The sequence below is a fragment of the Streptococcus sp. HMSC078H03 genome (assembly GCF_001808655.1).
Lineage (GTDB): Bacteria > Bacillota > Bacilli > Lactobacillales > Streptococcaceae > Streptococcus > Streptococcus salivarius_G.
In genome coordinates, this window is the sequence record NZ_KV794113.1 from 319,836 (window position 1) to 344,847 (window position 25,012).

Below are 25,012 nucleotides of genomic sequence, written 5' to 3' on the forward strand. Positions count from 1 at the left end.
TTCTTTTTTATTTTCTCAAGCGGAAAATAAAATAGCTGACATTAACAAGGAGTAAAACACTCCAAAGAATGAGAAAGGGAATATTTCCTCGGACAGCATTGTGCCAAATACCTAGGGCGTATAAGGCCATAAAGACTAGTGAGCCTAGAACTGCTGTTCCCTTATTGTTTTGTGGTTGTTTAGACATATGAACCTCCTTTGATTGCTTGGTCTGATCCGGTTTAAAGCCATAAACCAGAGCGAGAAAAAGTCTGGCTTGGCGTTTGACATCATTTGCCAAAGACCTATGAGACTGAGCATAGATGCCTTTTGGATTGTAGAAAGATTTATCAAACTGTTCAGGCGCTTGCTGTCCCCAACGTTTTTTCAATTTGTTGGGTGAACGAAAGCCCCTAGTCATTCGATTACGAAAATCAGGGTCATGTGGTTGGACCGGCTCCACATCCAATTGCCAGTGGCGCTTGAAATTACCATAGTTAAAACTGGCACCATTAACCACCCCACTCTCGGTCACCTGCTCCGCATCGACCTCATTGAGAAAGTTTCCCTGACTATCCAGAATAAACTCAATCCGATTATAGAGAAGAATTTTTAGATTAACACTTGGAATCCCATCAGGATAAACCGCCTTGCCATCACAGATAGAAACCTTCTGGTGCAAACGTCCCTGATCAAACATGGTGAAAGGCTTCCATCTCAGATAGACAGCCAAAGCTTCTTTATCTGTCATCCCTGGCTTTTTATAATGCGTCCGCACATACTGAGCCTGTTGACTAGAAATCAGGTAACGTAGCTGATGGATTTGTCTCTCAATAGAGGCATTCTTAGACAAACTATCACCAGGAAAAGCCAGGTCTACCAATTTAACGACATCCTTCCAGAAGGAATCATGCGGTGCCAAGTCAGGATCAAAATAAGATAAAAGGTGTTGGGTTTCTTCAAGCTCTCCCGATAAATCCTCTGGCATCCCTATATAAGCTAACAATAGCTTTAGTACTTGCAATGGCTGGTAGTCCCTTCGCCAGTCCTCCCATAAGTGTCGAAAGGCTTTTGAACCAATGAGCATCACATCCCTCCTCGATAATATATGTAAATTCATTCAGTCGTCTCTTTGATGAACTCCTCTATCTTCTCGGCCACCTCTTTGGTCTGATAGTGATAAAGATAATGCGGAGCATCATAAAAAGTCACTTCGATATTTTTCTGGTCCTTTGCAAAGCTAGTCGCATAATGCCGCCAGTCCTTCTGGCTAAAACCAGTACCCCCACCATTCGAGACCATCAGTAAGGTTGGAATTTGTGAATCAATGCTAGAAGTAACCTTTTTCGCATTTTCCTTAACAGACAGGCTCTCATTTAACATAGCCTTTGACAAAATTTGACGATAGGCTATCCGTTGATAGAGGCGGTGGTCACTACTACTGAGATTGGCATTAGGCACATATAAGCGACCCGGTAAATACCTTAATAAGCCTAATTGACTTCCCCAACGAGCCATACGTAAAATCTGGGGATGTATTGTTAAATGTGCATAACTTTCTGGTAGGGCCCAATCTAAACCAATGATAGCTTTCACTTCACTAGGGTATTTTTCCTGCCACAGAAGTGTCTCTAAGGAGGCCATCGAATGGGAGAGGATAATATAAGGACCTGATACATGGGCCTTGGCTAGGGCTTGACGTGTCTCTGAAAGAACCTCAGAAACATCTCGGGACTTAGACGTGTCCTCGCTGTAACCATAGCCACCCCTTTCAACAACGACTATCTTATACTGCTTCGAAAGCCCATCATACAAGTCTTTAAAATCTAGAATGGGAGAGGCTGTTCCAGCACCAGAAAGAAAAACTAGAGTTTGTGGCCCCTCCCCCTTTACAAAGACGCTCATGTCATGGCCATTGACAGACACCATTTGTCCCATAGGGTTGAGGGAAGCCTTCTCTCTTTGCAAGGCTAATCTGTGATAAGTAAAGCTAGACAGTAACAAGAGCAGGACTGCTCCCAGCAGAAATAAAAGTCTTTTCCTAAAAACGTGCATGGTTTATCCTACTAAAAAGTCAGCTAGCTTAGCTAACCGACTTTCTGAATTATTCGGCATCTGGGCGTGATTTGCGAGCAATATCAGCAAGGATATTTTCTACAAATTCTGACACAGCTTCAGTGTGTGTTTGTTTTTGTCCATAGCGACGAACGTTAACAGTTCCGTCTTCCATTTCCTTATCACCAACAATCAATTGGTAAGGGATTTTTTGTGTTTGAGACGCACGAATCTTGTATTGCATTTTCTCGTTACGTTCATCCACTTCAACACGGATACCACGGTCACGAAGTTGTTTAGCAACTTCCCAAGCGTAATCTGTGTGGGCTTCATTTGAAACTGGGATAACAGTTACTTGTTGAGGTGCCAACCAAGTTGGGAAGGCTCCTTTATAGTTTTCAATAAGGATAGCTGTAAAGCGTTCCATTGTTGAGATAACCCCACGGTGAATCATAACTGGACGGTGTTCTTCCCCATCAGCTCCGATGTATTTAAGGTCAAAGCGTTCTGGAAGCAAGAAGTCCAATTGGATAGTAGAAAGTGTTTCTTCATTACCAAGGGCAGTCTTCACTTGGATATCAAGTTTTGGACCGTAGAAGGCAGCTTCACCTTCTGCTTCAAAGTAGTCGAGTTCCATGTCATCCATGGCTGATTTCAACATGCTTTGAGCATTTTCCCACATTTCGTCATTGTCAAAGTATTTGTGAGTATCTTTAGGGTCGCGGTATGACAAACGGAAACGATAGTCAGTCAAGTTGAAATCTTCGTAAACGTCGATAATCAATTGAAGCGTACGTTGGAACTCATCTTTGATTTGTTCTGGTGTTACGAAAGTATGACCGTCATTAAGTGACATTTCACGCACACGTTGAAGTCCTGTAAGGGCACCAGATTTTTCATAACGGTGCATCATACCGATTTCAGCGATACGGATAGGCAATTCGCGGTAAGAGTGCACATGGTGTTTGTAAACTTCGATGTGGTGAGGACAGTTCATTGGACGAAGGACAAAGGCTTCACCATCTCCCATATCCATTGTTGGGAACATATCTTCACGGTAGTGATCCCAGTGACCTGAAGTTTTGTATAGCTCAACTGAGGCAATTGGTGGAGTGTAGACGTGTTGGTAGCCTGCTGCTACTTCCTTGTCCACGATGTAGCGTTCCAAGACACGACGGATTGTCGCACCGTTTGGCAACCAGAATGGAAGACCTTGACCAACTTCTTGAGAAATCATGAACAAATCAAGTTCTTTACCAAGTTTACGGTGGTCACGTTCTTTAGCTTCTTCAAGACGTTTAAGGTAAGCCTTGAGATCTTTTTTATCGAACCAAGCTGTACCGTAGATACGTTGCATCATAGCATTATCGCTATTTCCACGCCAGTAAGCACCTGCAACATTCAAAAGATGGAAGACTTGGATACGACCAGTTGATGGTACGTGTGGGCCACGGCAAAGGTCAACGTACTCACCTTGACGGTAGATAGTCAAACCACCTTCGTCTTCTGAGTGCTCTTCAATCAATTCCAATTTATATGGGTCATTTTTGAAGATTTCACGCGCTTCGTCTTTAGTCACTTCTTCACGGATTGATGGGAAGTTTTCTTTAACGATTTTCTTCATTTCTTCTTCAATACGAGGAAGGTCTTCGTTAGAAATTTGACCAGCTTCATTGTCAGTATCGTAGTAGAAACCATCTTCGATGGCTGGACCAACACCCAAATGAATATCTGGGAAAAGGCGACGAGCTGCTTGGGCAAACAAGTGAGCCGCTGAGTGACGCAAGATTGGAAGAGCGTCTTCGTGATCAGGTGTCACGATTTCGATGCTTCCATCTTCAGTGATGGCACGAGTTGTGTCAATCAATTTACCGTTAAATTTACCAGCAAGTGCCTTTTTAGCCAAAGAGTTGCTGATAGATTGTGCAATTTCAAAAGTTGTAACGCCAGATTCAAATTCACGAACAGCGCCATCTGGGAAAGTAATGTTAATCATAATTAAGATGTAGAGCTCTAAAGGTCGAGCCCTTTCGTCCTTTCTATATTAATTATTTTTGTTGTAATAATTTGTTTCTAGGATGCTTTGCAATTCTGTCTTATGCCAACCTGCACCAATCATCATCTTGTTGATATTAAAGTCTAGCTCCCTATCATCAGTTAGAACGAAACGAAGTTTGTAACCAATGAACAAACGTTTCTTAAACTGATAGGACCTAATCATCTCTTCAGGAAGTGTAGCGATAATCTTTCCTAATTTTCCTAAAGGAGTAATCGAGATAATGAAAACCTCTTTTTCTGTAAAAACAATAAGAAAATAAGCATTGGCTGTTCCACCAAGTCTTTGGGTAGCATAGATAGCATGCATAGTCTCAGCAAGACTAGCATCTACACCGTGGTCAATCAAGTAGGCCTTGATAGCTTCATATTTGAACCCCATAAAATTCTCCCTCACCTAAAAAGATAGTGTCACCTCGTTCTAAACAATCCTTTTAGTAATCAAAGAGAAAATATATAGTCACAAAGTAAAGCTTTTCTATCTAAACTAGACATTCTAAAAATTGTAAAGCATACCAAACAATATAAAAAGCGACATCCTAAAAAGGACGTCGCAACGTGGTTCCACCTTAGTTCATGTACGACAAAAAACGAGTCTGTCCTACACCTCTGATTGGCTCTAACGTGGCCACCGTTTTATGTTTGCATAAAAAGTTAATCGAGTAGTCCCAATCATGTCCTCTGCGTGATTTCCAGCACCACACGCTCTCTGAAAGATTTCCCATGACTGATATGTCTCTATGCGTTATTATAGCATGAAACTGTAATTTTTCAAGCTAATTATCTCTTTTATTAATCAATTCTAAGATTTTATCTGACTAGGAAAATCTGGTAGCTTTCCTAATCCAAAAGTTTCGTGATATTTCTGATTTTCTTGACCTGTTTGGCTGATCCTTTAAGGATACGAACAGAGCCATTAACAGGCAAGGTAATAGCCTTAGTCGGCAAATAAGTTACCATACGCGTCAAGCGTTTCATGGTACTATCTTCACCATTCAAATCATTGTGGAAATCCTTAGAAATCGTAAGGTCCAAGTAATACTCATAGACACGTTTTCCAAAGTTTTCCGCAGAAATTTCATAAAGCTTGTCAGCCCACTTAGTTTCGTCTTTTTCTGGTGTTGCAATGGCTGCTTCCAAAATGGCCCCAGCTAAATCATTATCATGATAATAAAGCGTTCCAAACATCTGGTCTGTAATCACATTATCCAAATAAGGATTTCCGTGAGCAATGATTGGGGTACCACTAGCCAAGGCTTCCAGATAGGTCAAGCCTTGAGTCTCACTGGTTGAAGCCGAAATGAAGAAATCAGCAGACTTATAATAAAGAGCTGTCTCACTAGGCGCAATCATACCAGTGAAAACCACCTTGTCCTGAATACCTAGTTTTTTGGCTTGAGACTTAAGATCTGGTAGGTAAGGACCGTCACCAGCCACAACCAAACGCACCTTGTCGTCTTCCTCCAAAACAGAAGGGAGAGCAGCCAGCACAGCCTGGATGTTTTTCTCATAGGACACACGAGAGAGGCTCAACAACATGGTCTCATCAGAGGCGATACCAAGCTTGGATCTCAAGTCTGCCACATCATCTTCAGTAATCTCTGGACGTTGGAATTTTTCAAGTTCAATTCCAGTTGGAATGACACGTTTTTCAGCTGCAACCTTGTACTTGAGCAAAAGGTCATAAACAATCTCACTCGGACAGATGACTCCATCCAAATCGCTCATAAAGCCACGAACAATGTACTTAACCATACTTGGACGGATAACCATACCTTTGGCAATATAGCGGACATAGTCTTCATACTGAGTATGGTAGGTATGCACAACAGGAATCCTAAGTTCGCGTGCAATGGCAATCCCTAGCAGACCTAATGAAAACTCTGTCTGCGTATGAATAATATCAAGCTTATATTGTTTAGCAATCTCTAGTGCCTTGGAAAAGCCACGATAAGCTACACGGCGATCCTTAAAAGCAAAGAAAGGCACACTCGGAATACGGACAATCTGCCAGTCTTCATAGCGGCCAACATCTCTATCAGTCGTGGTAAAGATAAAGACTGTATGTCCCATTTTTTCCAACTGCGTCTTCAGCGTGCGAATACTAGTCGCAACACCTGATACCTGTGGAAAATAGGTATCTGTAAACAATCCGATACGCATTTAAATCTCCAATACTTCTTTGTAGGCTTCAACAAGCTTTTGGGCGACATCATCAATCGAGCGACTTTCTGCAACCTTATAGCCTTCTTCACGTTTGTCCACTTTACCATCGATAATATCTTGCAAGGCTACTACAAATTCGTCCACGTTGTGCCCAAATGAGGCCGATTTGTCATCAACCCAGCCTTCATAAACAGGAATATCACGCAAAACTACATGCTGGTGACTGGCAAAGGCTTCTAGCACCACAATCCCTTCAGTTTCCTCGTAAGATGGGAAAAAGAAAGCATTAGCACCACTCATGGCTCCCTGGAAGACGGCTCCCTTGAAATAACCTGGGAAGCTGACATTATCAGGATGCTTACCATTGACAATGTCTCGAATCTTCTTAGGAATCAACCATTTGCTGATACTACCTAACCAAATAAAACGAACATGAGGCATCTTTTCGGCAACCTTGACGAAATCTTCAATTCCCTTGCGTTGGAAATAAAGACCCGCACAAATCACCACTGGCTGTCCTTCCTTGATACCAAAGTAGTCTCGGAAAACTTCTTCCTTACGTGGATCCTTACCGTATTTTTTCAAATCAATCCCATTTGAAACAGCAATGATTGGTGTCGTAACTCCGTAAGACTGAATCAATTTTTTGGAATACTCAGATGGCGTAATCACGTAATCGGCCTTTTGATACATGTGGGCCAAGTATTTTCCAAAAAGTGGAGCCAAAAGGTTAGAACCGATGAATGAATTCTCAAAGTCCTCACGTGTCGAATGACCATGCATGATGACCTTCTTGCCACGGCGTTTTGCAGCATGCAACAACATCAAGCTGCGTGGCCCATAAGTATTAATATGAACGACATCATAATCACCCAAGATGTCCGTTGTATAGGGAATCCCCGCCAAGTCCAAGGCATGCATCTGATGGTGGAGAGCCCGTCCGATTCCTGATTTTTCAAGAACCGATTTTCCTTCAAGATAAAGTAGAACTTTCATACTCTTCATTATAGCTTAATTTAGCAGAAATTTCATCCTGCAGTTGGCTTTATCTTGATTTCTCATTAAATGAGATAGGCGGCCAAATACTAAAAAAGATCGAGAATACTCGATCTTCTAGGTCATCATCTTAAACGTCTTTACGGCGACGATGGCTATATGCTACACCCATGACTGCTGCCACTTCTGCTGCCACACCAAGGGCAAGCAAAGCAGTATCATTAGCTTGACCAGTCTCTGGAAGTTGAGGTCCTGATTTCTCAGAGGATTGAACTGGCTTAGCTGGTTTTGGAGTCACCGGTGGAGTAGGCGGAGTTGGTGGTGTTGGCGGAACCACTGGTGGTTTAGGTGGGACACTTGGTGGTGTTGGCGGAGTTGGTGGCGTAGGAGGTTTTGGAGGAATGTAACTATTGTTAAATTCTGTATCCAAAGGAAGGAGAACGGCTGCTACGAGCAGATTTTCCTTTTCACCTACAGTCTTAGTAACGGTCACCTGGAATTTAGCCACCATGTTATCATAAACCACGTCGGCTTCATTGCCCTTGACTTCTTCAACAGTGTAGTAGTAAACACCTGGTTTGTCGTAGACAATGTTTTCAAAACTAATGTTTCCTTGTGCATTATTGGTCACTGTTTGGATAACATTACCCTTGTCGTCCTTGAGGACGAAACTAAACTCACCATCTTTGAGGTTACGACCCGTAAGAACCTTGGTCAATTCAAATTTAGCCTTGGCTGGTTGCACGTCTTTCACATAGTTATTGAAAACAGTATCTTTTGGATTAGCAACCGTTGATACCAAAGCATTACCATCTCGGGTCACTGTAATCCAGACAGTCGCTTTCATACCATCATAGATGATATCTTCGTTAGTTCCCTTAACTTCTTCAACAGTATAAGTGTAAGTTCCTGCCTTATCAAAATGAAGTTCACTAAACGCAACACGCCCATCAGCTGTATTACCAACAGTTTCGACAATATGACCGGCACTATCTTTGAGGACAAATTGGAACTCATTAGCAGTCAAAGTTTGGTTGACACCTGCCTTAGTCAATTCCTTACTAAACTGAATGGCAGCTTTAGCTGGCGTCACAAACTTGTTGTTAAAGATAGTGTCTTTAGGATTAACTACAGTTGAAACAAGAGCGTCGCCATCACGTGTTACCGTGATAGAAACAGCAGCTTTCATGCTGTCATAGACAATTGCATCATCCTTACCTGCAAGCTCTTCAACAGTGTAGTTGTAAGTACCTACCTTGTTAAAGGTTAACTCACTAAAGGCAACCTGACCATCAGCTGTATTGCCAACAGTCTCAAGGACTTTTCCAAAACGGTCTTTGAGAACAAATTGGAATTGATCTGCTTTTAGATCTTGCTTAACACCTGCCTTGGTCAATTCCTTACCAAATGCAATTTTGGCCTTGGCTGGTGTTACCAATTTATTGTTAAAGATAATGTCTTCTGGATAGGCAACCTTGGCAACCAATCTGACTTGATTGTCCACAGTTTCACGAACAACCTGAATGGTGATATTGGCTTCTAGTTTGTCATAGACCACATCTTCGTCATTACCTGGAACCTCTGTCACACGATAATGATAGATACCTGGCTTACTGAGTGAGAGATCTGAAAAGACGATTTTACCCTTGCCATCATTAGTGGTTTCCCCTAAGTCAACAGGATTGGCACTATCAGTCACATCAACTAATTTAAATGTAAATTCTTTATCCTTAAGGTCTCTACCCGTCAAGTCCTTCTCAAGCTCAAGATTGAAATGAGCGAGGTTATCTCCGATGGCATCTCCTCGGCCACCTACCAAGCGAATGGTTGACTTGTAAGAATCGGAAACAACATCAGCATGAAGTTTAATACGGTTGACAGGGTTAGTGGATTCTTCAACAGGTTGTGTCAAACGGGTTTGATACCAAACATAAACCATGCGGTCCAACTGATTGAGTTTAAGCTCAAAATGGCTATCATCATAAGAGAAACTCTTAATCAAATCCATAGCTGAACCCTTGTCAATCCAAGGATCTGCCGAATCAATGTAGCGAAGTTGCAAAGAACCGTCCACAAATCTTTGATTGTCAGACCAAGTATCAACCAGTTTCAAGTTGTTAAGGAGACGTCGTGAGTAATTAAGACGCATCTGCCAATTTAGGATAGTTGGATCATGCTTGTCTTGACTACCCCACTTAGAAATAACCTCTTGACCTGGAGGAGGTGACTGCACTTTACCCACTGAAACATGAATGATACGTCCCTCAAAATCAAGAGTAAGATGTTCCCCTTCATCTACTTCTTCAGAATAAAGGGTATCCAACTCCAAACTCATGAGCTTATTGTTAGGATGTGTTTGGAAATAGTTATTAAAGGTCGTAGTGACACGATTCTTCTCAGGATCAATTTGAGCCAGACCTACAATTTGATTGTCTGGATTATAGACATTGATATCGTAGCTAGTACGGAATCGCAACTGCTCAGGCAAATTAAAAATGACCTGATCCCCTTCATTGATGGTCATATCATCAGGGAAAGGAATATTGTGGTAGACAACCTTGCTAGTAGCGTACTTACTATTTCCGTTCGGAAATTCCATTTCCACATCAGGATTTTGAACAGTGATTTCAGTTCCTGTCTTTGTCACCTTGACATCCGCTGGAATCGGGCGACTTAGGTTGGTAACCTTAAGTCCGAAATTATCTGACGAAGCGGAACTCGTATTGTTTGCTGCAGCGAGGTCGCTAGCGCTAGCTTCTCGTGTTTCATTGACTGTAACTGGCTTCTCACTGAGCCCCTCACTAGTCTTATCTTGTGATGTACTCTTTTGTTCAGAGCTTGCAACCGTTTGCTCTTGAAGCGCAACTTCACTAGAAACAGCAGTCACTGAGATAGCACTGGTACTTTCTGCTTGAACGGTAGGTTCAGCTGTCACTTCTTGACTTGAGGCACTAGTGCTTGTCCTTTGGCCCCCACCATCAGACTCACTGGCTTCCTCAAGCACACTCGTCGCTGGTTGGCCTTTAGGCTCTTCAGCTTGATCTGCTTTGGCGGTACTTACACCAAAAACTGCAGACGAAAGTAAGACCGAAGCAACGCCCACCGTAAACTTACGGATGGAGAAACGCTGCCTCGAATCACCGAATCGGTTATTCATGATTCTATCCTCCCATTTTTACAAATCTTAACATTTTTGTAACCCTTTTCATTCTGAATTATACACTATTTTCAGAACTTTGCAAGATAATTATTTACCCCTTTGGAGGTTTTGTAAAGCTTTCTAAGATATCAATAGATAGTGAAATTTTCAAACCCTTATATTATAAGCTTTCTATCGGAGTCTCTCTTTTAATATTGTTTTTCTTTCTCATTTTATTGACATAATTTTAATTAAATTTCCGTCTGAAAAATGCTAAAATTCAGATTTTTTCTTTAAAAAATGAGAAGGTTTTCTTATCTAAAAGCAGAAAAAAACTGCCATTCTTAAATGAATAGCAGTCGTCTTTAAATTAATTAAGAAAATGAGCATAAGCACTCATTTAATGTATTTTAGGCAAGTTCTTTGAGAAACTCAACCAAGATAGCAGCTGATTGTTTTCCCGCCTGAATAATGAATTCATCAAAGGTAATGTTAGCATCATGAGCAGCTGTATCACTCATGGCACGTACAACGATGAAAGGCTTTTTGACACTGTGTGCGGCTTGAGCAATAGCTGCTCCCTCCATCTCTACAGCCAAGACTTCTGGAAAATGCCCCTTAATAGCATCAATCTTGTCTTGACCCGCAATGAAGCTATCACCCGTAGCGATAAGCCCAATCTTAGAATCAATGGAAGCCTGAGCCAAGACCTTTTCGAAAGTCTCTACGAAGGTAGAGTCACTTTCAAAGTAAAGTGGCTGCATAGACATTTGCCCATAATCATAGCCAAAGGCTGTCAAATCAACATCGTGATAGGCTAATTTTGACGCCACAACCACATCTCCAATTTTAAGTCCAGGTGCTACTGCTCCAGCAGAACCAGTGTTAATGAGGGCATCAACGCCAAAATGGTCTGCCAAGACAGCCACAGACATGGCTGACATAACCTTACCAACACCTGATTGCACCAAAACAACATCATGTTTTCCTAAGCGTCCTGTGTAGTAGGTATTGCCAAGAACAGTTTCTTCAACCTTATTTTCCAATTGCTCCACTAGAAGCACTAACTCCTGCTCCATGGCAGCGATAATTCCGATTTTCATATAGTTCCTTTTCAGCTTGTAATCTTTCCTGAATCAGTAGCTAGGGCTATCTGACTCATAGAGTTCTTAGAAATAAAAGACAGCAATGAAGAGAATAATCAAGAGGACCACAACCCAAAAGAGGATGCGATTAAGCTTGTGTTGAAATTGATTGCGTTTGGCATTCTCAATTCGACGGCTCTTGTAGGCAGAAGGCTGGTAATCAGCCTCATAATCCTCATCGTAGAACTCTTGTTCATAGTCCTCATAATAAGGATATTCCTCTAAATCGATTTCCCCACGCTTGGCCTGCTCAATGATATCGTCGGTCAAAAGTGGTTTTCCCATAGCTTATTTTCCTCCGAAATGAAGTGCATAGTATTGGAGGGCGATGATAGTTTTGGCATCCTGGATAGCCCCTGACGCTACAAGTTCCATACACTCTTCATAGGTCAATTCATAGAGTTCAAGGAACTCATCATCATCAAGTGGACGTGGATTTTCCACAGGTTTAAGGTTGGTTGCGACATAGAGTTTGATTCTCTCATTACAAAAGCCAATAGCTGTGTAAAATTCATAAATCAATTCGAGATCACCCTTGTATTGAGTCTCCTCTTCAAGTTCACGCGCTGCTGCAGCCATCTCATCGCCAGCTTCACCGACTTCCAGTTTACCTGCAGGAATCTCGTAAGAAACCGCCTCAATAGCCTTACGGTATTGTTTGACGATAATGATTTTTCCTTCTGGGGTAACCGCTAAAACAGCTACTGCTCCCTTGTGGAAGATGAGTTCACGACCAGCTGTCTTACCGTCTGGCAAGAGGACCTCGTCTACTGCAACTTCAAAAATATGTCCCTTAAATTTTGACTCACGTTTGAGTGTTTTTTCTTCAAAATCCATGAATTGACTCCTTTTACTTCTGACCTCATTCTAAGCTACATCTACTCTACAAGAGAATCTAGCTCAGATAGCCTTAAGCCTACTTTTGTTGGCTTGGGTGGTGAGGTTTCTTAATGGCATAGCCTTCTTTATTGACCTGACGGCCACGTCCAATGGCTACGCTGTCAGCTGGCACATCATCTGTGATGGTTGAACCAGCCGCTGTGAGGGCGTTAGCTCCAATTTCAAGCGGTGCAATTCAACCTTGATTGCTTCCGATAAAGACGTTGTTAGCAATTTGTGTCTTGAACTTGTGTTGTCCATCATAGTTTACGGTAATTGTTCCGGCACCAAAGTTAACGTCAGAACCAACTTCCGCATTACCAATGTAGGTCAAGTGACCAGCTTTGGTATTTTCACCGATAGTAGACCCCTTAACCTCAACGAAGTTACCGATATGAACATCTTTTTTGAGGATTGAATCTGGACGAACATGGGCAAATGGACCAACGGTAACACCTTCTTCAACCACTGAGTGCTCAATCATAGAGTTAGTGATAACCGTTTTGGCACCGATAGTTGAATCAACAATATAAGTACCATTAGTAAGCACTGACTCTGCACCAATCTTAGTTTGTCCTTTAAGTGTCACATTAGCTTCAATGACAACATCTGGCTCAATTTCCACATCCACGTCGATATAAGTAGCGTTTGGATTTTGGAAAGTAACACCGTTGACCATGTGAGCCTTGTTGATACGACGACGCATAACATCTTCTGCCGTAGCTAGGGCAACACGGTCATTAACCCCAAGACTTTCTTCAAAGTCACGAAGGGTGAAGGCACCTACTTTTTCACCATTCTCACGGAAAATAGAAATGACATCAGTCAAATAGTATTCCCCTTGAGCGTTGTTAGTGTTGATATTTTTAAGTGCTTCGAAGAGACGTTTATTGTCAAAAACGTAAGTCCCTGTATTGATTTCTTTGACTTGTTGTTCGAATTCGTTGGCATCTTTTTGCTCAACAATCTTAGTCACTTCGCCATTTTCGTTACGGATGATACGACCATAACCAAATGGATTGTCCGCAGTTGCAGTCAAGATAGTGGCAACATTTTTGTGATTAACGTGGAAATCAATAAGGTTTTTAAGGCTTTCACCAGTAATCAAAGGCGTGTCACCAGCAATAACAAGCGTTTGACCTTCAAGTCCAGCCAACTCATCTTCAGCCATCATTACTGCGTGACCAGTCCCCAACTGCTCAGTTTGCATAGTGAAGGCAGATTGACCATCCAAAACCTCACGAACAAGTTCAGCCTTGTGACCAATAACAGTAACGTTTTTAGCTGGATCAATGGCTGAAACTGCACGGAAGACATGCTCAAGCATAGTGATGCCTGAAACCTTGTGCAATACTTTTGGAAGATCTGATTTCATGCGAGTTCCTTTACCCGCAGCAAGGATAATTGCGTAATTACTCATTTTCTTTTTCCTTCTTAAGATTTTTTTGTGATGGTTTCCTTCGTGGCGGTCTTAGCCTTGAGCCCCAAATCTCAGGGCCTCCACCTCCCACTGGGATAGCCTACGAAAGAAAGGGGCCTTAAAAACATAGTCTCTTATTTCTTAGAAAATATGTCCTCCTAACTGACGTTTTTTAGGGCCTCTGATTATCTATAATCGCCCTATTATACCATAAATGAAAAGGTTTTGGCAGAATGAAAGGTAATGAAAAAAGAGCTAACGCTCTTTTTTCTAAGGATAGTTATCCTACAACCATTCTTTATATTTCTTAATATAGATATGCTTCACAAAGGTAACACTAAGCATATACAAAACGATAATAACAAACAAGAGAATGAAATAGAGACCATTTAGATGGCTAAGTTTTAAGAGACTAGCCAAAGGACTGTATGGAAGAGAGGTTACAAAGACAGCAGCAAATAGGGTTGTCACAACAACAGATAGTGCTGGGTGGCTTTGAATAAATGGTAGTTTTGGTGAACGTAACATGTGGATAACCATGGTTTGAGACCACATAGATTCGATAAACCAACCTGTTTGGAAAATGATGATAAAGGCTGCTGCTTCTGGTGAACCATGAACATAGCCATGCCCCAAAATCATTGGCACAATGATAAAGTAGAGCAAGATGTAAGTCAAAATATCAAATACAGACGAAATAGGTCCAAACCAAGCCATGAAACGCATGATTGATTTAGCTTCCCAGATATGTGGCTCTTTAAGAAATTCCTTGTCCACATTGTCAAATGGAAGAGCGATACAAGAAATATCATAGACAAGATTAAGGACAATCAAATGCACAGGTGCCATTGGCAGGAATGGTAGGAAGATGCTGGCAAAGAGGAGAGAAAAGATATTACCGAAATTTGAAGAAACGGTCATCTTGATATACTTGGTCATATTGGCATAGACCTTACGTCCTTCAACCAGCCCTTTTTCCAAGACCATTAGATCCTTATCAAGCAAGATAACATCTGCAGTTTCTTTGGCAATATCAACAGCTGTATCCACAGAGATACCCACATCTGACACCTTCATAGATGGGGCATCGTTGATTCCATCACCCATATAGCCTACCTTGTGGCCATTTTCCTTAAGACTTAGGATAATTCGAGCCTTTTGGTCTGGGGATAACTTAGCAAAGACTGTTGTCGTTTCCACAGCCTTAGCCAAATCTTGATCTGACATGGTATCAAGATCACTACCAAGTAGGATGTGTCTCACATCTAGACCAACTTTTTCACAGACAGCCTGTGTCACCTTATCATTGTCTCCAGTCAAAATCTTTGTGGTCACACCATACTCTGCCAAAGCCTTAATAGCAGGTGCTGCTGATGGTTTTGGCGGGTCAAGAAAGGCAAGATATCCCGTCAAAATCATGTCACTTTCATCTTCGACACTAAAGACGTCATTTTCATTAAGCTCTGATTTGTAGCTAACACCGAGAACACGCAAACCTTGTTCATTCAACTGTGCGACTTCCGCAAGGACCTCCTCGCGAACATCGTCGGTTAATGAGATAATGTCACCCTTGTATTCCACATAGTTAGAAACAGAGAGCATTTCTTCAAGGGCACCTTTTGTCACCATGCTGACAAAGCCATCATTGTCTTTAACAATGACACTCATGCGACGGCGTTCAAAATCAAAAGGGAGCTCATCAATCTTGTGGAAGGTTTGGTCAAGGTCACGAACGATCTCGTGTTTCTTAGCTTCTCTCTCAGTTCGACTAATAATGGCACGGTCCATAAGATTTTTCAAGCCAGTTTGGAAATAAGAGTTAAGATAGGCTCTCCGAAGCACTGAAAGGTCAAGGTCGCCATGGATATCAAGAGGGTACTCAAGAACGATTTCATCTTGAGTCAGGGTTCCTGTCTTATCCGTACAAAGGATGTCGATAGCCCCTAGGTCTTGAATAGCATTAAGTTTTTTGATGACCACCTTTTCCTTGGCCATAATGATAGAACCCTTGGCAAGACTGGCTGTGATAATCATCGGCAACATTTCTGGGGTCAAACCGACTCCCACACTAAGGGCAAAGACGCCGGCTTCAAGCCAGTCCCCATCTGTTAAACCGTTAATCACAAAAACAACAGGAACCATGACCAACATGAGTCGAATCAAGAGCCAAGAAATGGAGTTCATCTCACGTTCAAATGAAGTTGGTTCGTCATAAGTATTGATGGTCTGCTCGATAGCTCCCATCATGGTGTCATCACCAACAACTAAAACCAAGGCTGTTGCACGGCCAGAGATAACATTAGTTCCCATGAAAGCAAGGCTCTCACTTTCAAGCAAACTCTCTAGATTTTGACCATCCGCCTTAGCCAAACAAGCCTTTTCCACAGCATCGCTTTCACCTGTCAAGCCAGACTGTTGAACAAAGAAATCACGAGAGTCTAGCAAGACCACATCCGCAGGAATCATATCTCCCGCACTCAGTTTGACCACATCTCCAACCACAATTTCATCGATTGGGATTTCTTGCTCACTGCCATCTCGAAGTACTGTTGCTGTATTGACAATCATACGAGACAAATTGCTGGCAGCCTTGTCACTACGAAGTTCTTGAATAAAACGGATGCCACCAGATATGAGAACCAGAGTGACGATAATGATAGACGTCGTTGGATCTTCTTCACCTGGTTTAGCAAGCCAGACATTGGTGATAAAGGAAACCAAAGCGATGACTAAGAGGATAACAGTGAAAGGATTGATGATAGATTCATAAATCTTTTTGATGATAGAATCCTCTTGTCCTTTGGTAATGACATTTTCCCCATAAAGGTCGCGGTTTTCTTCTACTTGGTCTTCCTTCAAGCCATCCAAATGAGTCTTGTAGCGAGTAAGGGTTGTTTCAAGTGGCTCTTGAAGAGCAGCAATAAGTCTTTCTTTATTTGTTGACATTGGAATCTCCTTATTTAATCAAGAGCCAATCACTTATGGAGTCCCTAAGACACTAATCAGCGATTGACTGGTTAGGTGCGGTTCGGGGTGATCGTCGATTAGTCTCATAGGTTTCTCCTTTCAATTTTTTGATGGTGGGTGGACCTCGGACAAATGAAAAGAGTCCTACCCATATACAGGTAAGACTCTATAAACTCGAGGTGGATTTTTTAATAGATTCTGTCAAAAAATGGACCGTTCAAGCTTTAGCTCCGCAAGGCGATGAAATGAGCTTAGTCTTGACCTTGGCGATCAGGACTGTTGACCAACGAGTAGTGTCTCCACTGCTTTGCGGTAGTCATCCGTATCCTTGTGGTAGCCTCACCTACCGTATGTCACTGAAAATATTACTCCTAAGGCAGTGACTTGTCAAGGGGAAAGTTGACTTTTTGCTTGATTGGATAATAAAAAAGAGCTTCCGCTCTTTTTATACTTAGATGAAATCTTCTTTTGAGACTTTCCTGAAGTGAGTACGGACGTCAGCGATCTTCTTCGAAGCTCCATGACTAATTTTTGAGCCTAAGGTCTCAAAAATTCCGAGTTCTAGAAATACAAGTATTTCTAGAACTTTTCTCACAGCGGAAAGTCTCGTTAAGTGCTCGCTTTGCTCGCTAGAAGCAAGTCAAACCAAGAAAGTCATTATTTATCCTTTACTGGTGTTAAGGTAATGTCGCCCTCATCATCATCGTAATAATATACTCTTGCAGTGATTTTATCACCATTGATAGAGACATCTTTTAACATTACCGCAGCAACATTTGAACCAATACCACTATTGTTACCATCACCATCATCACTTAGAGAAATTGTTTTACCATCTTTTGAAATAGAATACGTGTTTTTTTCTTTTTTTACATCACTATCAAAATTGGCATCTGTGTGATCTAAAGTATAAGAATATTTTCGGTAATAACCTTGGTTCTTATCAGATACTCCAAAATATAAAGCACCTTTAATAGTCTTCCCATTACTTTTATTCCAAACGTAATTATAAGCCTGTTGGCTAACAGTCTCAGAAAGGTCTTTTTTGCCAAAACATCCTGCTAAACCAATCACTAAAAGCACTGAGAAAACAGCTAAAAATAATTTTTTAAATGTCATTTTATATACTCTCCTTTAATTTCAAATATAACATAAAAACCTTGCTGTAACAAGGTTTCAAAGACATTTCAAGTGTTATAAATAACAACAAAAGAAAGAAAATATCATTTTACAGTAAGTATATTAAAATTCTCGTCGCGTTATCTTAGCCTAAATCAACTGAAGAGAAAATAGATAATAGAAAGTCACCCGATGACAAAAACAATCATACTAGAGCTTTTGGTCGAATCAATGAAAATTGTCAAACCAAGATTGAGAAACAAAATGAAAGATTTAAAAAAAGAAACAATTTGCTTCTTTTTAGAATTATCTCAAACTTCTCCTACTTTCCTTGCTTGATATATGTCCCTTGCAGCTTACCATGTAAGATGTAATCTACAGATTTGAGCTCATCAATAGTCCGACAATCGAGGGCACACATGATGAGAGGAAGGTCATCCTTCCAGCCATTGACAATAGCCACAACCTTATCCACAGGATAACGTTCTACCAATTCAAGGACTGTTCGTGAGAGCCCTACACCTTTTGCTCCTAGGACCAGACATTTGACCATATCGAGTGGGTTTCGCACGCCACCAGAGGCTAGGATCTCCACATTATCACGAAGGTCTTGGGCTTGCAAGAGGGTCTGAACGGTGCTTTGTCCCCAGTCATTGAGGTAATCGCGGTTACCGCCTCGACTATTTTCAATATAGGCGAAGCTAGTCCCACCACGACCTGAGATATCCACAGTCTTGATGCCTTGAGACATGGCATAACGAATGGTTTCCACATCCATACCAAAGCCGACCTCTTTGAGTACAAGGGGGCAGTCTATTTTCTGTGCATAGGCCGCCACATTTTCCTTCCAAGTATGGAAAATACGCTCTCCCTCAGGCATGAGAAGCTCCTGCATAAGATTAACATGGAGCTGTAAAAAGACTGGGTTCATGGCTTCCACCGTCTTAATCCCCATGTCCACAGACTTATCCACACCGATATTGGTCGCAAGGTCTAAGTCTGGAAACTCCTGACGATAGTCAAAGGATTCTGGTGCTTCTCCCTTTAGAGCAGCACTGTAGGAACCCGTCACCATGAGAATACCTGTTCGACTGGCCACCTCGGCTAATTTTCGATTGACTGCACCACCTTTGATGGAACCACCTGTCATGGCATTGATATAAAAGGGAAAATCCCAATCTCGTCCAGCAAAATGTGTGGACAAGTCAATCTGATCTAAATCATAAGTTGGTAGAGACTTGTGGATAAGTTCCATATCGTCAAAACTATTGTAGGGCGACTGGTACTTAAGGGCATAACGGATGTGATCGTCTTTACGATTTGTCATAGGTTATTTCTTTACTTTCTTGCGTGATTATTATCTACTAAGCTGATTCCTATACCTCATACAAGAGCTCTATTCCTACCTGTTGCCAACGCTCAACTAGAGCATCTCGGCTAGCTTGGTCAAAGGCAAAGGCGACACCACAGTCGCCACCTCCAGCTCCAGAGGACTTAGCAATGGCATCGAGTCCTTGCTCTGCTTCTTTGAGTTTTTTCAGCTTGTCCACATAAATATCTGGACTCAGTGATTCCAACTGGTCACTGACAGTTTGAAGGCTGCTCTTAAGCAAGTTCTTATCTCCTGTTTCCAGAGCCTTGATGGCAGCTTGAACAGCAACTTCGGTTTCACCTAGATACTTGCTTGATATACGAGATTTGGCCATCTTAACCATGTCTTTTGAGATAGCAGCTTGTTTGGTCCACCCCACCAAAAAATGAGCTTTGAGAGCTGGCACTACAGGTCTGATACGATAGCCCCAGTCTTTCTCCAAAAGTTCTGATAGAGTCATTTGGTCTATAAGCTCTGCTATTTTTGCACGGTCAAAAGAGCGATAGGAAACCAGATCCTCGTATACGATACAAGCTAGGTCCCCCATAGAACCGTTGTCTCCTTGTTTGAGGAGGGTGTAACTAGCTAATTTAAAGAGAATGTCTTCGGATAAGTCTTTCTGCAGAGCCGCTGCCAAGGCCTTGAGGGTCAATACCACAACTGAACCAGATGAGCCAATACCAAATTTAACCCCATCTCGCTCCAACTTTCCAGTAATTGAAAGGTCCAGAGCGGGCAAGTTCTCACCACAATAGGCTTCAAAAGTATTCAAGGCCTCTTGAATGAGGGCATAATTTGCGTCTGGCTCACGGCTAACACTATAGTCAAACATATCAGAAAATAGCTGTGTGCTTGGTGCTTCCTTGACCTCTGCTGACATAAAGATAGGGATAAACCGGATTAGGGCTGTCTGACCAGGTGTTAGAACTGAATATTCTCCAGCAATGTAGAGTTTTCCGCCAGTTTTTACCCTGGCTCGACTAACCGACTGCTTAGGCATCTGGCAACTCCTTTGTGCGTGAAACAATGACCTGATAGTCCTTACGGAAGTGGTCAGCTAGGCGGTCCAGGTCTTCTTCCAGGCAAAGCACCTTAACATTTGGTCCTGCATCCATTGTGAAATAACATTGCTCACCAGAAGCACGAAGGGACTTAACCTTGTCCATAGCCTGATAGGAAGCATCCGTCAGATATGAAAATGGAGGGTTTGCCGTACTTGTGGTTTGGTGCATACGAAGGGCATTAGCTTCCGTGAGCTCACCGACCGCTTGGAAATCATTAGCCTTGAGGTAGCCTAACATATCCTTGTAATCCTGCTCGGACTGTTTAATCCACTCTGGGAAGGATGTCGATGTTTCGGTACACAACTTCATACCATCACGGCTTGATACGGGTTTCTTTTGATCTGTCAAAACCAGCATAATCATGGCCAATTTGAGGTCTGTTTCAACTTGGTAAACCTCACCGCTATCCTTGTCCCAAGCTGCCAATGGACCAAAGAAAGACCGTGATGAGGAGCCTGAGGCAAACTTGGCAATTTGAGCCAATTCAGACTGCGTTTTTCCGACTTGGAAGAGCTCGTTAGCTGCCTTAACTAGGGCAGAAAGGCCAGAGGAACTTGATGATAAGCCTGCAGCTGTTGGCATGTTGTTCCAAGTTTCAATCTTGACATGGTGGTTGGGATTGGTACGGAAGAGATCTAAAACCTTGCTGGCCTTGGTTGTTTCTTTTTCCCCTTGGAGCTCGTCATCGATATACATGACATCACCAGTCGCATCCTCTGGCAGAAAAGATAACTTGGTTTCTGTATACATATTTTCCAAAGTCAGTGAGATACTGCTGGTTGAAGGAATCATACGCTCCGCATCCGCCTTACCCCAGTATTTGACAATAGCAATATTTGCGTACGATTTGACGCTTACAGGCTTTCTATCCACGTGTTTACGGCTCCTTTTTCTTGAAGTTTTTTAGCAATCGTTTGGGCTTGATCCTTGGTACTTGTTAGGGCAATAATGCAGCCACCCAGTCCTCCGCCTGACATCTTGGCACCTAGTGCACCATGCTCCAGAGCAGTTGCTACTAGAAGGTCCGACAAATCACAAGACACCCCTAAGGATTTAAGGTGATTATGGGCTCGAGACATGAGTTGCCCGAGAAGCTTTTGATTCTTGGCTTTGAGGGCTTCTTCTGCCTGCTGACTTAGTTCGCCCAGTCGGTTCAGGTCTGATAAGGCATCTAGTCCTATAGCCTCAACCTTTTCCACGGCCTCACGGGTATTTCCATGGATGCCCGTATCAGCAATGACCAGATAGGCACCTAGATTGACCTCGATTTCCTTGAAACCAATGTTTCGCGTAAAGCTAATGGCTTGGTCACTCAAGCAGGTCTTGGCATCTAATCCGCTAGGTTTACTATGGGCAATAGTCTCTGCCTGATGGACCAGCATTTCCAAGGTCTCCTGGCTGAGTTCCTGGTCGAAATAATCAAAAACCGCACGAATGGCCGCAATGGCCACTGCAGCAGATGACCCCATACCACGCTTTTCAGGGACACTAGACGAAATATCATAACTGATAGGCTGATTCTTGATTTTCAGATAGTTAAGAGCTGAAAAAATAGCCGTCGTCAAGGGATCTTGAGCCTTAAGAGTTAAAGGAATCTCAGCCGCCTGAATCTGACAGACAACCTCAATATCCTTAAGAGGAAGAGCAAGGGCAGGATGACCATAGACAACCGAGTGCTCCCCCATCAAAATAATCTTACTGTGGGCCTTGCCCACTCCTACTTTCTTAGTCATAAGCTATACACACTCACAGACCAGTTGGCATACGAGTATCTTTCTATGTTTTTCATACAGTTTCTAGTGGTGACTCAAGGTCTATCCAGCATCTGAAGAAGACAGAGAACACCAATCTAAGGTATTTTCCTATGTCACTTCTATCTTATCATCAAAGCGTAAAAAAAGCGACATCTAACCTAGAGTGTCGCTTTGCATTAGAGATATGTTTCCAAAAAAAGAGCCTATCGGCTCTTGTCATTTTAAATCGCAAACAAATCGTTTAGGTTCTCAGCCATAGTTGGGTGAGTAAAGATTTGTTTAGCTAAATCTGTGTATGGAATGTGATGATTCATAGCTAGGGTAATTATATTGATAATTTCATGAGATTCTTGACCAAAGAGGGTCACACCCAAGATTTCCTTAGTTTCAGGATTTACCACAGCTTTGAAGGCACCACGCAAATCACCGTTAACATGGCCACGAGGCATGCCAGCAACTGGAAGTTCCTTGACAGCAACCGGTCCACCTGCTGCTCTGGCTTGGTCTTCAGTAAGACCAACTTGAGCTAAAGGTGGGTTGAGGAACATAGCAGTTGGAACAGCTCCACGTGTTTCAAGGTTATAGCTGCCATCACCAGTTAGGTAATTAAAGACAATACGGAAATCATCTAGTGAGATGTAGGTAAATTGAAGGCCACCATTAACATCACCCACTGCAAAGACACCAGGAACACTTGTTTCCAAATGTTTATTGACCTGGATACCACCACGTTCAGTCAAGGCAATATCAGTATTTTCCAAGTGAAGAGGTTCGATATTAGGCTTGCGTCCTGTCGCATAGAGGAGTGCATCAAAACGGAACTCGCCTTTGTCAGTAACAACGACAACTTCATCACCGTCATTTTTCACTTCGGAAGTTTTAACACCTTGCTCAAAGACAATGCCGTCCTCTTCCATGTATTCCTTGGCCAACTTAGCAATAGATGGCTCCACACGTGGCAAGAAGCTAGTCGCTGCATCCAAGACAGTCACTTGACTTCCCAAACGGTTATAAAGGCCAGCAAATTCAAGGCCGATATTACCACCACCTAAGACACCTAAACGTTTTGGCAAGGCTTCAAGGGTTTGAATACCAGTTGAATCGTAAACATGCTTAGTTGTTGTCAAGCCAGGAATAGGCAAGACATTAGACACGGCACCTGTATTGATGACAATAGTCTCAGCTGTTAGCTCTTGGCGGTCATCACCAGCCACTACTTCAATAACCTTATTTGACACAAAATGTGCCTCTGCATCAATGACATCAACGCCATTGTCTGCCAACATTTTATAATTCTTAGCATTAAGACGACCAGTCACTGCACCACGTTCCTTCATGGTATCGTCAAATGACCAGCCCTTCTCAGCCGCTACAATCATAGTCTTAGTTGGGATACAAGCAATATTAATGCAAGTACCACCATACATCGCTTTACTGCGCTCGATGACAGCAACTTTCTTACCAGCTGCATTCATCTTAGCAGCCAGAGTTTTACCGGCTTTACCGAAACCGATAACAATCAAATCATAGTTTAACATTTCTGTATCCTCCTATCTACCGCTATTCTATCATTTAATTTTTCAGACTGCACACAATTGAACCGGAAATAAAAAGAGGCTACAGCTTTTATTGTAACCCCTTTCTCATTTGTTTTTAATAGATATCCCTAAGTCCACTACCTAAGTGTTTTCTCGCAGAAATTCTAATATAATTTTATTAAATTGCTTACTTTCAATAAAGGCTGCGTGACCCTGTTTGCTAAATTCATAATAGGAAGCATTTGGAATGCTATTTGCAAGTTCCCTTGCACCATCCACTCCCAGAACCAAATCTTTTTTAGCCCCCAAGACAAGAGTCGGACAGGTGATTTTATCAAGGGACTTATGGCAATCAAACTCAAGAATTGACTTGGCTAAACGGACAAATCGTTCTTGTTTTTCAACACTCACAGTCTTCAAAAATAGTTTATTAATCACATATAATTTCTTTAACATAGGAGACGAAAATGTTTTACACATTGAATCCTTATTGAGCTTAGCCATATCGCCCATTTCTGCCATCTCAATCCAGCCTTCGATGGTGTCTCTACTGATATCATTATTTCGAGAGAATGTCAGAGCTAACACCAGACTAGTCACCTTTTGAGGATACTTAATAGCAAACAGCTGAGCAATCATACCACCTTGTGACATGCCTATGATAGAGGCCTTAGCAATATGCAATTCTTGAAAAGACCGGTAGAGGTCATCAGCTATATTCTCAATAGAAATGCCTTCTTCGACATGGTTCTTTCTATCAAAAATATAGACCTTATACTCCTTAGCATATCGATAAAATAGCGAGTAAACGGCAAGGTCAGACATATCACTTAAGCCTTGCAAACTTAATCCCGTAATGATAACGAGAACCTTATCTCCTCGACCAAAAGTGACATAGTCAACGCCCTGGTCTGACAAATGATTTCTGTGAATACTAAACATTATCTAAATTCTTTCATTGCAAGATTTAAGTATTATCATGCGTCCGGTGCATTATTTGATGCCATGATGATAATACTTACCAAGACAACAAAGGTAACTTGCCAAAGAATGAAGGCCATGAAATCCCCACCTTTAAAAATAAGCAAGTTACAAAGTAAAATAGCCAACAGCACAGCATTTTTTCTAAAAAGTTGGTCACAGTTTTTCCAAAAAGTTTCAAAAGAAATATCGGCTCCTATCTTACGAACAAGCCTCACATGATAAATAATCTCAACCAGGGATGCCACAGCTACTGTAGTTAGCAGTCCGGTCAAAGACACATCCATACGAAAACCAAAATAAAGAACGACAAGCTGAGAAAAAACAATTGCTGTAATTACACGAATATGGTTGGCCATTGTAAAGCCTCCTTAATACAAAAA

The 25,012-nt window shown here is 42.0% G+C and carries 20 protein-coding genes, 1 pseudogene and 1 riboswitch; of the genes and pseudogenes, 1 reads left to right on the top strand and 20 read right to left on the bottom strand.

What is annotated here, in order from left to right:
- Window positions 1-7: 7 nt before the first annotated feature.
- The 13 genes and pseudogenes from HMPREF2607_RS07425 to HMPREF2607_RS07485 all read right to left on the bottom strand — a co-directional run bounded on the left by HMPREF2607_RS07425 (window position 8) and on the right by HMPREF2607_RS07485 (window position 17,920).
- Window positions 8-1,066, bottom strand: coding sequence for a DUF3114 domain-containing protein (locus tag HMPREF2607_RS07425; protein WP_022495921.1), 1,059 nt, complete (start codon window positions 1,064-1,066; stop codon window positions 8-10).
- A 29-nt stretch (window positions 1,067-1,095) separates the two neighbouring features.
- Entirely contained in the window at window positions 1,096-2,034 is a 939-nt protein-coding gene (locus HMPREF2607_RS07430; protein ID WP_070476521.1) for an alpha/beta fold hydrolase, read from the bottom strand.
- Window positions 2,035-2,083: 49 nt separating this feature from the next.
- Window positions 2,084-4,030, bottom strand: coding sequence for a threonine--tRNA ligase (thrS, locus tag HMPREF2607_RS07435; protein ID WP_002890325.1), 1,947 nt, complete (start codon window positions 4,028-4,030; stop codon window positions 2,084-2,086).
- A gap of 48 nt (window positions 4,031-4,078) precedes the next feature.
- A complete protein-coding gene (locus tag HMPREF2607_RS07440; protein WP_021144519.1) occupies window positions 4,079-4,471 on the bottom strand; it encodes a hypothetical protein in 393 nt (130 codons plus the stop codon).
- A 458-nt stretch (window positions 4,472-4,929) separates the two neighbouring features.
- On the bottom strand, window positions 4,930-6,252 hold the full coding sequence (locus HMPREF2607_RS07445; protein ID WP_021144520.1) for a glycosyltransferase family 4 protein: 1,323 nt from the start codon (window positions 6,250-6,252) through the stop codon (window positions 4,930-4,932).
- Window positions 6,253-7,251, bottom strand: coding sequence for an LTA glycolipid anchor biosynthesis glycosyltransferase, IagA/BgsA family (locus HMPREF2607_RS07450; protein WP_021144521.1), 999 nt, complete (start codon window positions 7,249-7,251; stop codon window positions 6,253-6,255).
- 130 nt (window positions 7,252-7,381) lie between these two features.
- On the bottom strand, window positions 7,382-10,408 hold the full coding sequence (locus HMPREF2607_RS07455; RefSeq protein ID WP_021144522.1) for a Spy0128 family protein: 3,027 nt from the start codon (window positions 10,406-10,408) through the stop codon (window positions 7,382-7,384).
- A gap of 392 nt (window positions 10,409-10,800) precedes the next feature.
- The gene (locus HMPREF2607_RS07460; protein WP_002886153.1) at window positions 10,801-11,493 is read right to left on the bottom strand and encodes a 5'-methylthioadenosine/adenosylhomocysteine nucleosidase; all 693 of its coding nucleotides are present in this window, start codon (window positions 11,491-11,493) and stop codon (window positions 10,801-10,803) included.
- 66 nt (window positions 11,494-11,559) lie between these two features.
- The gene (gene macP, locus HMPREF2607_RS07465; RefSeq protein ID WP_002886128.1) at window positions 11,560-11,820 is read right to left on the bottom strand and encodes a cell wall synthase accessory phosphoprotein MacP; all 261 of its coding nucleotides are present in this window, start codon (window positions 11,818-11,820) and stop codon (window positions 11,560-11,562) included.
- 3 nt (window positions 11,821-11,823) lie between these two features.
- Window positions 11,824-12,372 carry an NUDIX domain-containing protein gene (locus HMPREF2607_RS07470; RefSeq protein WP_002886219.1) on the bottom strand — a complete coding sequence of 183 codons (549 nt, stop codon included), beginning with the start codon at window positions 12,370-12,372 and terminating at the stop codon, window positions 11,824-11,826.
- A gap of 79 nt (window positions 12,373-12,451) precedes the next feature.
- A pseudogene (glmU, locus tag HMPREF2607_RS07475) lies at window positions 12,452-13,834 on the bottom strand (bifunctional UDP-N-acetylglucosamine diphosphorylase/glucosamine-1-phosphate N-acetyltransferase GlmU).
- A 285-nt stretch (window positions 13,835-14,119) separates the two neighbouring features.
- A complete protein-coding gene (mgtA, locus tag HMPREF2607_RS07480; RefSeq protein ID WP_070476523.1) occupies window positions 14,120-16,780 on the bottom strand; it encodes a magnesium-translocating P-type ATPase in 2,661 nt (886 codons plus the stop codon).
- Between the two features lie 225 nt (window positions 16,781-17,005).
- Window positions 17,006-17,159: riboswitch (M-box (ykoK) riboswitch) on the bottom strand.
- Between the two features lie 299 nt (window positions 17,160-17,458).
- Window positions 17,459-17,920, bottom strand: coding sequence for a hypothetical protein (locus HMPREF2607_RS07485; RefSeq protein ID WP_070476525.1), 462 nt, complete (start codon window positions 17,918-17,920; stop codon window positions 17,459-17,461).
- Between the two features lie 192 nt (window positions 17,921-18,112).
- Here HMPREF2607_RS07485 and HMPREF2607_RS10545 point away from each other — a divergent pair, with 192 nt between their 5' ends.
- The gene (locus HMPREF2607_RS10545; protein WP_186821388.1) at window positions 18,113-18,259 is read left to right on the top strand and encodes a hypothetical protein; all 147 of its coding nucleotides are present in this window, start codon (window positions 18,113-18,115) and stop codon (window positions 18,257-18,259) included.
- On the opposite strand, the gene fni is transcribed toward HMPREF2607_RS10545, so the two are convergent.
- The 7 genes from fni to HMPREF2607_RS07520 form a co-directional block, all read right to left on the bottom strand.
- Window positions 18,243-19,247: a type 2 isopentenyl-diphosphate Delta-isomerase gene (gene fni, locus HMPREF2607_RS07490; RefSeq protein ID WP_070476527.1), complete on the bottom strand. Its 1,005-nt coding sequence runs from the start codon at window positions 19,245-19,247 to the stop codon at window positions 18,243-18,245. The genes HMPREF2607_RS10545 and fni overlap by 17 nt on opposite strands.
- A gap of 49 nt (window positions 19,248-19,296) precedes the next feature.
- A complete protein-coding gene (locus HMPREF2607_RS07495) occupies window positions 19,297-20,292 on the bottom strand; it encodes a phosphomevalonate kinase (protein WP_070476529.1) in 996 nt (331 codons plus the stop codon).
- The gene (gene mvaD / locus HMPREF2607_RS07500) at window positions 20,285-21,229 is read right to left on the bottom strand and encodes a diphosphomevalonate decarboxylase (RefSeq protein ID WP_070476531.1); all 945 of its coding nucleotides are present in this window, start codon (window positions 21,227-21,229) and stop codon (window positions 20,285-20,287) included. The genes HMPREF2607_RS07495 and mvaD overlap by 8 nt, the downstream gene beginning before the upstream one ends.
- Complete coding sequence (gene mvk, locus HMPREF2607_RS07505; RefSeq protein WP_070476533.1) at window positions 21,211-22,089, bottom strand: mevalonate kinase; 879 nt, start codon at window positions 22,087-22,089, stop codon at window positions 21,211-21,213. Before mvk ends, mvaD begins: the two co-directional genes overlap by 19 nt.
- Before the next feature lie 242 nt (window positions 22,090-22,331).
- The gene (locus HMPREF2607_RS07510) at window positions 22,332-23,648 is read right to left on the bottom strand and encodes an FAD-containing oxidoreductase (RefSeq protein WP_070476536.1); all 1,317 of its coding nucleotides are present in this window, start codon (window positions 23,646-23,648) and stop codon (window positions 22,332-22,334) included.
- A 141-nt stretch (window positions 23,649-23,789) separates the two neighbouring features.
- On the bottom strand, window positions 23,790-24,590 hold the full coding sequence (locus HMPREF2607_RS07515) for an alpha/beta fold hydrolase (RefSeq protein WP_070476538.1): 801 nt from the start codon (window positions 24,588-24,590) through the stop codon (window positions 23,790-23,792).
- A gap of 35 nt (window positions 24,591-24,625) precedes the next feature.
- Entirely contained in the window at window positions 24,626-24,988 is a 363-nt protein-coding gene (locus HMPREF2607_RS07520) for a hypothetical protein (RefSeq protein ID WP_070476540.1), read from the bottom strand.
- Window positions 24,989-25,012 lie beyond the last annotated feature (24 nt).